We start from the raw sequence: 11867 nt of genomic DNA, 5'->3' as shown, positions 1-11867 counted from the left end.
CGGTCAAAACGTGAACGTGCACGGAAGCCGCCGGACGACGACGCCCGCGACCCACCCCGCCGAACCTGCCCTGACCTCCCTGGCGCCCGGCTCCGGGCGACTGCCCGCCCGCGCGCGGCTCCGTTCCGGCGCGCCGGAGCTCTCGCTCGACGGCGGCCGGGCGTTCCGCCTGGGCGCGGGGCAGCACGACCTGACCGAGGGCTTCGAGGCCCCGGAGTTCGACGACGCGGCCTGGGACGAGGTCGCCCCAGCCCCCGCCTGCTGGTCCACGCTGCTCCGCCACGACGCCTGACGACGGCGGACGGCCTGGTGTCCGATTGGGCGGGTTTCCTTGCAGATTTCGCATCTGCGCACCTAAGATTGTGAGAGCGGCCTCGTCTTTGTCGGCGATCGCCACACCTTCGGATTGATCACGGATCGGAGCAATGCTCTTAATATTTCATTATGACGGGGGTGAATGTTGCCGTGAGAGCTGTCGGAGTGGCTCTGGTCTTCATCTTGGTGATTGTGGGAATGATTGTTAATCTCCGCCTGGAGGGTCGCGGCAAGGAATTACTTCGAGAGCACCTGGACAAGGTCGGGGTCGTGACGACCGCGCGGGTGACTGCCCGGGCTACGACCACAGAGCACCTCGTCATGCATGACGGGGACGCCACAATGGAAAGGCGCGAGCTACCCGTGATGTTGTGGGTGGACGCTCCGGTCTCGGCAGAGGTCCAGCTGGGCACGGACGGTTATGCTGGATTTCAGGAGGGTGACCGCGTTCGCGTGGTGTACGACCCGGCGACGGTCGGCGACCCAGCGATCACGGTGTTGCTCGAGGAACAGGTAGAACTCGGTCTGGCTGAGGCGGAGGCCGCCCATCTGAAAAAGTACCCGAAAGCAGATCCTGAGGTACGACCAGTTCCTGGGTACGAGTGGGCCCTGCTTGTTGTTGCCTTGATCGCTGTCGGTGTGACAAGCGCATTCTGGGACCGGCGGTCTGATTGAAAGCACGATGATCTCGAACTCCCGTGCAGCGCCCGAAGGGATCCGCCACGTGAGCGGTCGGAAGCTGCCGTTGCTGTGCGTCACGTCACGTCCCCTGGCCGTCACGTTCTGCTGGTGGTCTCCTGTCGTCAGGGGTAACAGCAGATCGAGCAGCATGGGAGTCACCATGAGCAGCACCCGAGTTGTCGTGATCGGAGCCGGGTACGCGGGAGTGCTGGCCGCGAACCGGCTCACCCAGCGCGACGACGTCGCCGTCACCCTGATCAACCCGCGCGCCGAGTTCGTGGAGCGCATCCGCCTCCACCAGCTCGTCGCGGGCAACCACAGCGCCGTCCACCGCCTGGAGGACGTCCTCGCACCGCGCGCGCGGCTGCTGGTCGACGCCGTCGAGCGGATCGACGCACCGGCACGGGACCTGACGCTCGCGTCGGGCGAGCACGTCGGCTACGACCGGCTGGTCTACGCCGTCGGCAGCCGGTCCACCACGCCCGACGTGCCAGGCGCCGCCGAACACGCGTACCGGCTCTCGACCGTGGAGGAGGCCCGGAGCCTGCGTGCCCGCCTCGACGAGATCGCACCGGGCGCGCCGATCGTCGTCGTCGGCGCCGGCCCGACCGGCATCGAGTCCGCCGCCGAGCTCGCGGAGCAGGGCCGCGCCGTGACGCTGGTCTGCGGCGAGCGGCTCGGGCCGTACCTGCACCCGCGGCTCCGCGGCGTCGTGGGGGAGCGCCTCGCCCGTCTCGGCGTGAGCGTGCTGCAGGGCGCCGGCGCGAGCGTCGAGCAGGTGATGCCCGACGCCGTCCGGCTGGCCGACGGCCGCACCCTCCCGGCCGCGGCGACCGTCTGGACCGCCGGTTTCGGCGTCCCGGACCTGGCGCGGCGCAGCGGGCTGAGTACCGACGACGCCGGGCGCCTGCTGACGGACGAGACCCTGACGAGCATCGACGACGACCGGATCGTCGCGGCCGGCGACTCCGCCGCGCCGTCGGACGCCCCGTTCCGCATGAGTTGCCAGGCGGCGCTCCCGCTCGGCGCGATCGCCGCGGACACCGTCCTGGCCGGGATCGAGGGCCGCGAGCCCCGCACCGCGAACGTCGTCTTCGCGGGGCAGTGCCTGAGCCTCGGCCGGGGCGACGGGCTGTTCCAGCTCGCGACCATGGACGACCGCGCGACGCCGCGCTCCGTCGGCAGCGGCCGGTCCGGCGCCTGGCTCAAGGAGCTGGTGTGCGCCAGCACGGTCAAGGAACTGCGGCGCGAGGCGCGCAGGCCGGGCCAGTCGAAGCTGCACCGGCTCGTCACGAAGGACATCCGCATCCGGTACCTGAAGCTGGCCGGCGCGGGGATGCGGTAGACCGGACGGCGGGGGCGGCCGCGGCGTTCGGCGGAGGTGGCCTGACGTCGTCCGGCGTGTGAGCGACGTCCGAAGTGCCGGTGTCCCGGCCTGCGGGTCCGTTATGAGGTCAGTGCAGACAAGTCGTCGACGAAGGCGGGGACGAACTGCTTGAGCTTGCCCAGGAGGTCGGGGACCGACATCGGTGGTTTGCGGTAGCTCTGGGCCTGGTGCCGTATCGCGGCGATGACCTCACCTGGTCGGCTCTCGAGCAACGAGAGCAAGAAGTCGTCCGGGTGCACGGCTGCGATCCCGTACGGGGCGAGGGCGTGGTCCGGAAAGTCCTTGAGGTTTGCCGTCACGATCTGCTTGCTCTCGGAGTGGACCGCTGCGGCGGCCACGTGCCGGTCGCGCGGGTCGTTCCGCATCTGATCGATCAGTGGCTCGTATCCGGTGACCATGGCGAGCGGGAACGCGCGGCGCATCGTCCCGACCCGGCGTGCAACGGCATCCTGGTCGAGGTGCGCCACGGGGCCGAGGTTCCGTTCCAGCTCAGCGAGGATGTGATCGGTCCACTGCGGGGCGAACACGTCCCGGTAGGCGAGCCGAAGGAGCGTGTCACAGAGCGTGATCGGTAGCAGGACACAGGTGTCGATCACGGCCCTGTGCGTCATCATTAGCGAGTCCTTACAAATCCGGTGAGATCGTCGTCCTGTACATCTTCGGCCATTTCCCGCAAAGCTTCTCGCTGAATCGCGCGGAGGCGTGCCCGATAGGTCAGGACGTCAGCCAGGAGGATCCTGCGGTGGTTCTTGGGGCGCGTGTACGGGATCTCCCCCTCGTCGAGCAACCGGACCACCGTAGGACGAGAGACGCCAAGCAGGTCCGCGACTTCCTGCGTCGTGAGCACCGTGTCGACCACTGTCAGGGCAACGGCCCTGCCAGTCGCCAGGGTCGTGACGGCGTCCCGCAGAAGCGCGACGACATCCTCGGGCATCTCGACACGAGACCCGTCGTCGCCGACGATGTCTGCGCGCGACAGCGACGCGAGCGTCTCGGCGAGCGCGTTCAGTGCATCGCCCGTAGCCGCGTCGGGCACCGTGGTGTGGTTATCCAGAACCGCCATAGGCACACTGTAAAACGAAAAATTCGAACGTGCTAGGGGTCCGGGTTGGTCACGTGGTAGCGCAGGTGGGTGACGCCTGGGGCGTCGACAACGCGTGTGACGTCGAGGTGGCGGGGTTCGATGCCGAGGGTGCCGAAGAGGGATCGGCCGCCGCCGAGCAGGACCGGGACGAGATGGATCTGGAGTTCGTCGAGGACTCCGGCCCGGAGTGCCAGCTGCGCGGTCGTCGCGCCGTGGACCAGGACGTCGCGGTCGCCCGCGGCCGCCCTGGCCCGGGCCATCGCGGCCTCGATGCCGTCGGTGGCGTAGTGGACGTGCGGGCCCCGGACGGCGTCGGGGCCGGGTCCCGTGCGGGTGAGCACCTCGATGCGGACGCCGTCGTGGTGGTCGCCGCCCCAGCCGCCGGCGGCGTCGAACGTGCGTCGCCCGGTCAGCACGGCGCCGGTGGCCAGCATCTCGTCGACCAGCGGGACGCTTTCCGCGCTGGTCCGGAGGGTCGGGGTGCCGGCGGTCTCCCGGACCTGGTCGCCGTCGAACAGCCACGCGTGCAGCCGCTCGCCGCCGGTGCCCAGGCCGTTCGCCGGGCCGTCGTCGGGCCCCGCGATGAAACCGTCGAGCGACATGGACATGTCGAGCACGGAACGGGCCATGCCTTCGATCATCCGCCTTCCGGGGGTGCCGCGCACGGATCGGCCGGGGTCGTGGTGCGGCGACCGTCGGCCGGCGGGGCCAGGTGGTCCAGCCGGACGTCGTCGGACACGGGCACGGCGATCACGGCGGACGCGTCCGGCGTCCAGTCGCGGGGGACGAGCAGGTAGCGGTCCGCCGACGCGATCATCAGGACCATGCCGTCGTAGCGGTACCGGTATCCGTCGCCGGGGCAGGCCGCGGCGGTCACGCCCGGTGCGGCGATGCCCAGGTCGGTGGTGCTGCGCACGACGACGCCCGGTGAGGCCGGCAGCTCGCGCACGAACTGGTGGGCGCGTGCCGTGCCGACCGCCGCGGAGTAGTTCCCCGCGGCCCAGAACAGCGCCACCGCGACGAGCGCGAACCCCGCACCCCACTCGGCGAGCCGTGCTGGCTCCGCCGGCGTCCTCCACGCGGGGTGTGTCCGACGACGTCGCCGGACGACGGCGCCGAGCACCAGCACGCCACCCGCCAGGCAGAGCGGTGCGACCCAGGCCGGCACCCAGCCGGCCAGGCCGAGCCCGGGCCAGAAGGCCTGGGCGAGCCCGAACACCGTCAGGAGCCCGCCGAGTCCCGCCACGATCTGCTCGGCCAGGGCCTTCGTCCTGGGCCCGAGCGCGGCACCCGTCACTCGCCCGCGCACCCACAGCGTCACCAGCACGCCCGCCGACACGACGATCAGCGGGACCAGCAGGCCGTCCTGCGCGAGCAGGAGGTAGTCGGCCGTGGTCATCCGCAGCGACGAGATCTCCACGCCGAACCAGCCGTAGAAGAACGTCATCTGCTTCAGCCCGAAGAAGTACAGCAGGGCGGTGATCAGCGTGATCGGCGCGACCACCTCGGTCGCGATGCGCAGGATCCGGCCGACGTCGATCTGGGCGGCCTCGGGGGCGGTGGCGGCCGGCCCGGCTGCCGCCGGAGCCGGGGTCGCCGCGGGTCGGGCGTCGTCGGACATCGGCTACTGGTTCTCGACGGCCGGGGACTCGCCGGAGGTGTCCGGCTCCTCGACGGCCGGTGGTTCCTCGACGGCGGGCGGTTCCTCGACAGCCGGCGGTTCTTCAACTGCCGGCGGTTCGCCGGGCTCGTCCGGCTCCGGGACGTCGCAGTTGCCGTGGAGGATCAGCGTGTCGCCGACCTTGACCTCGATAGGGCCGGACAGGTTCAACGGCTCGGAGCCTTCGTACACGCATGCCGGGTCGTCCGGTTCGCTGACGATCGTTATGCATCCCGGATCGTCATCGCACTGGTCGGCAACTTCATCGAGGACCTGGGCCTTGATCTCACCCACGGTAAGGAAGCCATCGGCTTGCTGGGTGGCACTGATGACGACGATCGGGGAGGCAACAGCGCCGTCGTTGCCGTCACCGCCGCGGATACCGCCGTTGTTCGTGTCTTCCCTTCCTGAGGGCCCGTCGCCCCATGAGCACGCCTGCAACCCGACCAACGCCAATACCGACAGAAGTGCCCCGATCACCAGCGTCTGCCATGCCGGGGCCGGCCGTTCCGTATCTGCCATCTTCCTCACGACCTCGTCTGGTCGATGGGCCGTCCGGGGGAGACCAGGACGGTCTTGCCGCTTCCGCTCGCCGGCGGGTGGTCACGGTGAGGTGGTGCTCTCGTCCCGAGTGACGACTTCAGTAACGACGTTACCTTTGCCTTCACCCGACGGCCATGGCTCGATCGGTGATCTGAGATCCACTTTGCCGGGTCGGAAGCGGGACAGCGAGGCCCGGGTGCTCAGTGGCGCGGGCTGCGCACCGCGGCCAGGAACAACGGCAGCGCCGTCTCGGTGTGCGCGATCCGCAGCAGGTACGGCCGGTTCACGTCCATCGGGACGGGATCGTCCGACGGCGCGGCGCCGGCTTCCACGCCGAGTTCCGTGACGGCCGCCGCGACGGTGCCCTCCTCGTCGAGCCGCAGGTAGGCCTGCTGGTGGGCCCCGCCGAGAACCAGGGGTTCGGCGCTGATCCCGGACAGGTCGGGCGCGTCGTACAAGCCGCCGAGCCCCGCGTCCTCCAGGGCCGGCCCGAGATCCAGAGAGGGTGGTTCGAGCTTGAGGGTCGGCATGGTCAGATCGACCTGCTGTGGCTCCGCCACGTCCAGCGCCGTCGTCAGTTCGGTCAGCGTCTCGGCCGGGACGTCGGCGGGGTCGGTGCCGTCGGGTGGCAGCAGGACGTCGGCGTGGAACGCCTCGACGTAGGGGAGCCGGACGGCCTGCCAGCCGCCGGACTCCGCGTAGGCCCACCGGCTCGCCTGATGCACCATCTCGGTGGGCTCGGTGCCGTCCGGGCCGGTGAAATCCTCGTCGCTCGTCGCGTGCTCGTCGAACGGCTGCTCCCACCGCGCGGCCAGCACCACCGCGTTCTGCAGCACGAGCCGCAGGTCCGGATCCGGCTGGATCGCCGAGGCGTCCACGAGCCCTCCGGTGTGATGCCGCACCCATGAGTCCAGCAGGGCCTTCCCCTCGCCGGACCCCAGGTCGGTGCGCTGGATCCCGGCGTCGAACGCCGTCGCGAGCGAGTCCAGGTAGGCGGGTTCGGCGTCGAGCTGGTCGTCGAGGACGGCCTGGTTCGCCAGGTGCAGCAGCGGCCGGTCGGGCAGTTCGTCGTCGTCGGCGACGCCCGGATCGCCGTCGTACCCCGACAGCGCCCCGAGCAGCGCGTTGTACGCGTCGCTGCGCTCCGCGCCGCTCGCGCCGAGCGCGTCGTCCAGGGACGCCGCGGTCTCCCCGTGCGCGCCCTCGGCCAGCATCGCCAGGGCGAACGTCAGTGAGGCGGGGGAGACGAGCGCATTGGCTTGGTCGGACGACCGCAACGCGAGCAGGCCGAGCCGCTCGGTCGCGGCGACGGCGTCGGGTGCTGCCGGCGCGTCGGCTGGGACGACGGCGACGTACTCGGCGTCGGACCGGATGACTCCCTCGTCGGGTGCGGGGCCGGCACACGCGGTGAGCGTGACGGCGAGCGTTGTGGCGACTCCGCCGATGAGGGCGCGCGAGCGGCGTGACGGTCCTGCGGGATGTCCGACGACGGCGCCGAGCTGGGGACGGGACGAACCTGTTGTGGGCTGGGCCGGGCGACGTGACATGGGGTCTCCTTGGGTGGGTCGCCCTGCATGTGTTGGCTCTGGGATGGTTCTTTCCGATGCCGGGCCGCGGCTGTGTCCCCGGGTCCGGATCTGGGTGGTCGTGGCGTGCCGGGGTCGGGTCAGCTGTCCGCGGGGCGGCCGTCCGGGCCGATCACCATGTCGGGGGTTGCTTCGCGGAGGAGGTCGAGGTCCGGCGGGGTGGTGTAGGTGCCGGTGGCGACCTCGCCGGGGTCGCAGACGGGGCCGCCGCAGCCTCCGTCGACCAGCCAGCGGTTGTCCTGCTTCACCAGTTCGTACGTGATCTCTCGGAAGTCGGTCTGCTCGAAGCGGTACATCCCATCGCGTTCCTCCACGATCTCGGAGGTGTCGTCGAGCCTCGAGTCCAGACTCCACCACGGGGCCGAGCGCTCACAGACCGTGATCTCTGCGCGGTCGTACGGCAGCTCCTGGATCCCGACGACGCTGAAGGACGGAGGGCCCTCCCAGAGAGTCACGCTGTCCCCCCAGAGTCCCGTTGCGGAGCCGGCGGTGTTCGAGGAACTGCTCTCCAGCCCCGATTTCGTCGCGACGCTCGTGAGTGCGTCGTCCGAGTAGTTGAGGGCGTTGTCTGCCGCGTGAAGCTGTACGACGTACTCACGCAGGATCTCGACGCGGGGGTCGTCCTCGTACCGGCCGACGTTCCTTCCTTCCCACTGGACTTCCGCGTGGATCGGCAGGCCGGCAGGGGTGCATCCGGACACGAGGGTCATCGCCGTGACAGCTACCGCTCCGGCTACCAGTGTCCTGCGGGCTGGTGGTCTCACTGCTGGAGTTCCTTCCATCCGGCGAGGAAGCGACGTGCCGGGGTCGGTCAGCTGTCCGCGGGGCGGCCGTCCGGGCCGATCACCATGCCGGGGGTTGCTTCGCGGAGGAGGTCGAGGTCCGGCGGGGTGGTGTAGGTGCCGGTGGCGACCTTGCCGGGGTCGCAGACGGGGCCGCCGAAGCTGTGGCCGCCGAGGTCGATCCTCCAGTGGTCGTCCTGCTTCAGCAGTTCGTAGTCGTTCTCATGGAACTCAGTCTGTTCGAGGCGGTACATGCCGTCGCGTTCCTCGACGATCTCGCCGTGCTCGTTGCTCCGCTTGTCGAGCGTCCACCACGGTGCCCAGCGCTCACAGACCGTGACCTCTGCGCGTCCGTACGGCAGGTCTTCGATCCCGATCACACTGAACGATGTCGGGCCCTCCCACAGGGACACGCTGTCCCCCCATTGTCCGCTCGCAGATCCCGAGGTGTTGGATGCAATGCTTTCCAGCTCCGACTCCGTTGCCAGACGAGTGAGCGCATCGTCGGAATAGTTGAGGGCGTTGTCGGCTGCGTTCAGCTGAACGACGTACTCGCGCAGGGCCTTGACACGCGGGTCGTCCTCGTAGGGACCGGTGTTCGAACCCTCCCACTCGACCTCGGCGTGAACCGGCAGGCCGCTGTTCGTGCAGCCTGCCAGCAGCATCGTTGCCGCCGCGATCACCGTTCCGGCAGTCAGGGTCTGGCGGGTTGGTGGTCTCATTGCTGGATTTCCTTCCATCCGGCGAGGAAGCGACCTGTCGGGGTCGGGTCAGCTGTCCGCGGGGCGGCCGTCCGGGCCGATCACCATGTCGGGGGTTGCTTTGCGGAGGAGGTCGAGGTCCGGGGGTGTGGTGTAAGTACCGATGGCGATCTTGCCGGGATCGCAAGCGTCGCCTCCGAAGCCGTGACCCCCGCCGTCGATCCACCAGCGACCGTCTCGCTTCACCAGCTCGTACTCGGAGATGGTGAATTCAGGCTGCTCGAACCGGTACATCCCATCACGCTCGTCGACGAGTTCCGAGGTTTCAGAATGTCGCTTATCCAGGCTCCACCAGGGTGCCCAGCGCTCGCAGACCGTGACCTCCGCGCGCTCGTACGGCAGGTCCTCGATCCCGACGACGCTGAACGACGTGGGTCCCTCCCAGAGGGTCACGCTGTCTCCCCAGAACCCCGTTGCGGAGCCAGCGGTGTTGGAGGCGCTGCTTTCCAGCCCCCACTCGGTCGCCAGACTGGTGAGTGCGTCGTCGGAATAGTTGAGGGCGTTGTCGGCTGCGTTCAGCTGAACGACGTACTCGCGCAGGATCTTGACGCGTGGGTCGTCCTCGTGCGGGCCGGTGTTCGTGCCCTCCCACTCGACGTCGGCGTGGACCGGCAGCCCACGGGCCGCGCAGCCTGCCAGGAGCATGGCTGCGGTCGCGATTACCGTTCCGGCAGTCAGGGTCTGGCGGGTTGGTGGTCTCATTGCTGGATTTCCTTCCACCCGGCGAAGAAGATTTCGGCCTGGCCTCTGTGGTGTTCGACGTAGGAGTCGGTGCTGCCTTGGTCGTAGTGGCGAGAGAGTAATGCTCCGAGGTCGTGTGCCTTGCGTTCGATCTGCCGGTCGGCGTGCGCGGCACGGTCGGCCTCGGCATTCCGGATCGTCTCGTCGTGATCGGAGAAGAGATCGGTCGCGTAGTCCGTGATCCCACCGGCCGCGTCTGTGATGGGGACGGTGGTGCCGAAGGTGTGGTCGAGTTTCCCGGACGCGTAGCCCACGCCGTAGTCGATGATCTGGCGTACCCGTGCCTCGTCACGCGCGGCTGCATCGGCCAGCGCGCCGATCCGGGAGCCCTCGAACGCCAGATCGATCTGCAGGACACGGTCAGCCTGCCGATTCGCCTCTTCGGTCGTGATGACATCGGCGTCGTCGATGAGTGACTGTGCCACCCGGTTCCCGTACTCGGCCGAAGCAGCGGCAGCCACCGCCAGTCCTTCCGGACGCGTCAACGCCACACCGATTACCGCGGCGATCTTGTCCCGCTCCGCGTTGACGACATGGACGAGGTAGTTGCCGTGCTCCGGACCGTATCTCTCGAACAGGGCGGCATCGGCACGTTCAACACCTGTCGGTGTCCCGCCGATGCCGTTGACGGCGAGCTGGTCGAGCTGCTGGGTGACGGCGGTCGCGAGTTCCTCGGAGCCGTGAGCGTTGATGCCTTCGGCGATCAGGGCGTCGTTCCCGGCGAGTTGCTCGAATATCCGGGTCGAAAGATCCGCGACCTGTTCCTGGACGGCGGGGTCGGATTGTCCCGGGTCCAGCAGTGATCCCTCCGCTCGCTGGGCGCCGGCCCAGAGTGCGGCTACTCCTGCGAACCCGTCGCCGGTGGCGTTGTCCGCAGCGCCCAGTGCCCAGGCGGAGGTGCCTTCGGGGGTGGGGTCGGCGGAGTTGCGCGTGCCGTAGTAGTAGTCGACCCGTGCCTGCCCGAGATCGGTGCCACCGTGCGGGTCGGGTTCACGGGTGGTCAGCCATTCGAGAGCGGCATCCGGATACCCACCCAGCGTCTCCAGGACGCGTGCCATGGGGTCGTCCAGGCACGGCCCTCCCGTGTCCAGCGCCCGGGCGTCGTCCGGGTGGTAGAACTTCCCGGCCGTCTTCCCGTCGCGCTGGCGTTCCCACCGGTCGATCTCGTCCGCCAGCGCAACCGCGACCGCCTCACCCATCGGGTCCTTGTCCGGGTCGGCGAACAGGTACGCAACAGCCGACGGACGGTCGGGGATCTGCCCGAACAGGTCGTGCGCGAACTTCCGCGCTTGTTCCGCGTTCCACGTCTGGGATGCGCCGGCGACGGCATCACGCAGATCCTTCGCGAGTTCCAGCGCCCGTGCGCGGTCGGCCGACTGCTCGCCCGAGAACGAGGCGATGCGTCCCAGGTCCTGGAAGGCCTTCGCAGTCACTGCCGCACCGGCGCCCAGCACAGCAGCGTTCATGATGTCGTTTCCGAACGCATCCAGCAGGTCCGTCAGTGCCTCGATGTCCCCGTGAGTCGCGCCGTCGGCGACCCCGCGGATCCGATCGGCGACAGCGTTACCGATCGTGGCCGGGTCCATGTCCTTGATGTCGACACCGGCGTCGTCCAGCAGATCCAGCGCCTGCTGGGTTTCCCGGGGGACGCGGAAGCCCTTGAGTGGGAGGCCCGTGGCCAGCGCGCCGAGCTGGTTGTCCAGGTCGTGCTCGGCCTGACGGATCTCGTTGATCAGCTTCACCGCCTGATCGGTCAGGTCGTCGTTCGTCTCCACGGCGGTCCGCCACACGTGCCAGGGGACCCGGACCGGCCCCTGAGCGATCCCGCCGGTGGTGACGGAATCGATCTCGGGAAGTTGCGCGGAGAGGCCGGGCTCTATGTATCGCCAGCCGGGCACGAGCTTGCGGTCGGCGTCTGCGGCGTCGTCGACGTAGTAGCCACGCTGCACCTCCGCGAGGAAGTCCTCGGCATCTCGCTCCAGCCACCCCAGACGCGGGTCGATCCCAGCCACGGTCTCGGCGAACCGTTCCATCATCCGGGCGCCGTCGTCCAGCAGATCGCCGATCTCATCCGCCTTGGCCTGGTTGGACTCCATCGCGTTCACGAACGCGAGGGCCTCCTGGCTCGTGTAGTACTCCGTGACTCCGCCGAGCCTCGTGACGGCCAGCGCGGTCCGGGAACGGACCTGATCCGCGAAGAACCGCGTCAACCGCGCCTGCTCGGCCACCTCCTCATGCCCCAGCTTCCCCGCCCGGTACGGCCACCGATCCGGAGCAATTAGCGCATGTTCACCGACGCCGTCCACGACATCCCGCCGTACGACCGT

Annotated in this window: 13 protein-coding genes; 3 read left to right on the top strand and 10 right to left on the bottom strand. The window is 69.2% G+C overall.

The genetic code is table 11. The features are described 5' to 3' along the window. The first annotated feature begins 10 nt into the window (after positions 1 to 10). From ABD208_RS12615 to ABD208_RS12605, 3 genes are all read left to right on the top strand, one after another. Entirely contained in the window at positions 11 to 292 is a 282-nt protein-coding gene (locus ABD208_RS12615) for a hypothetical protein (protein ID WP_344103313.1), read from the top strand. A gap of 152 nt (positions 293 to 444) precedes the next feature. Further along, complete coding sequence (locus tag ABD208_RS12610; protein WP_344103311.1) at positions 445 to 990, top strand: hypothetical protein; 546 nt, start codon at positions 445 to 447, stop codon at positions 988 to 990. A gap of 166 nt (positions 991 to 1156) precedes the next feature. Further along, a complete protein-coding gene (locus ABD208_RS12605) occupies positions 1157 to 2341 on the top strand; it encodes an NAD(P)/FAD-dependent oxidoreductase (RefSeq protein WP_344103309.1) in 1185 nt (394 codons plus the stop codon). Positions 2342 to 2442: 101 nt separating this feature from the next. Here the strand turns inward: ABD208_RS12605 and ABD208_RS12600 are convergent, their stop codons facing one another. The 10 genes from ABD208_RS12600 to ABD208_RS12555 form a co-directional block, all read right to left on the bottom strand. Continuing rightward, positions 2443 to 2997, bottom strand: coding sequence for a VapC50 family PIN domain-containing toxin (locus tag ABD208_RS12600; protein ID WP_344103307.1), 555 nt, complete (start codon positions 2995 to 2997; stop codon positions 2443 to 2445). Beyond that, a complete protein-coding gene (locus tag ABD208_RS12595) occupies positions 2997 to 3446 on the bottom strand; it encodes a helix-turn-helix domain-containing protein (RefSeq protein WP_344103305.1) in 450 nt (149 codons plus the stop codon). The genes ABD208_RS12600 and ABD208_RS12595 overlap by 1 nt, the downstream gene beginning before the upstream one ends. 32 nt (positions 3447 to 3478) lie before the next feature. After that, positions 3479 to 4096: a dihydrofolate reductase family protein gene (locus tag ABD208_RS12590; RefSeq protein ID WP_344103302.1), complete on the bottom strand. Its 618-nt coding sequence runs from the start codon at positions 4094 to 4096 to the stop codon at positions 3479 to 3481. An 8-nt stretch (positions 4097 to 4104) separates the two neighbouring features. After that, positions 4105 to 5088, bottom strand: coding sequence for a hypothetical protein (locus tag ABD208_RS12585; protein WP_344103299.1), 984 nt, complete (start codon positions 5086 to 5088; stop codon positions 4105 to 4107). Between the two features lie 3 nt (positions 5089 to 5091). After that, on the bottom strand, positions 5092 to 5649 hold the full coding sequence (locus ABD208_RS12580) for a hypothetical protein (protein WP_344103297.1): 558 nt from the start codon (positions 5647 to 5649) through the stop codon (positions 5092 to 5094). Positions 5650 to 5870: 221 nt separating this feature from the next. Then, positions 5871 to 7217, bottom strand: coding sequence for a serpin family protein (locus tag ABD208_RS12575; RefSeq protein WP_344103294.1), 1347 nt, complete (start codon positions 7215 to 7217; stop codon positions 5871 to 5873). 119 nt (positions 7218 to 7336) lie between these two features. Beyond that, positions 7337 to 8020: a hypothetical protein gene (locus ABD208_RS12570; protein WP_344103291.1), complete on the bottom strand. Its 684-nt coding sequence runs from the start codon at positions 8018 to 8020 to the stop codon at positions 7337 to 7339. 47 nt (positions 8021 to 8067) lie between these two features. Continuing rightward, positions 8068 to 8760, bottom strand: coding sequence for a hypothetical protein (locus ABD208_RS12565; RefSeq protein WP_344103289.1), 693 nt, complete (start codon positions 8758 to 8760; stop codon positions 8068 to 8070). A 48-nt stretch (positions 8761 to 8808) separates the two neighbouring features. Next, on the bottom strand, positions 8809 to 9501 hold the full coding sequence (locus ABD208_RS12560) for a hypothetical protein (RefSeq protein WP_344103287.1): 693 nt from the start codon (positions 9499 to 9501) through the stop codon (positions 8809 to 8811). Continuing rightward, positions 9498 to 11768: a DUF6571 family protein gene (locus ABD208_RS12555; RefSeq protein ID WP_344103285.1), complete on the bottom strand. Its 2271-nt coding sequence runs from the start codon at positions 11766 to 11768 to the stop codon at positions 9498 to 9500. The genes ABD208_RS12560 and ABD208_RS12555 overlap by 4 nt, the downstream gene beginning before the upstream one ends. Positions 11769 to 11867: the final 99 nt, after the last annotated feature.

Source organism: Myceligenerans crystallogenes (genome assembly GCF_039529775.1).
In the GTDB taxonomy this organism is placed as follows: Bacteria; Actinomycetota; Actinomycetes; order Actinomycetales; family Cellulomonadaceae; genus Myceligenerans; species Myceligenerans crystallogenes.
Note: the sequence above shows the minus strand (reverse complement) of the source record. Positions and strands in the feature narration are given on the sequence as shown.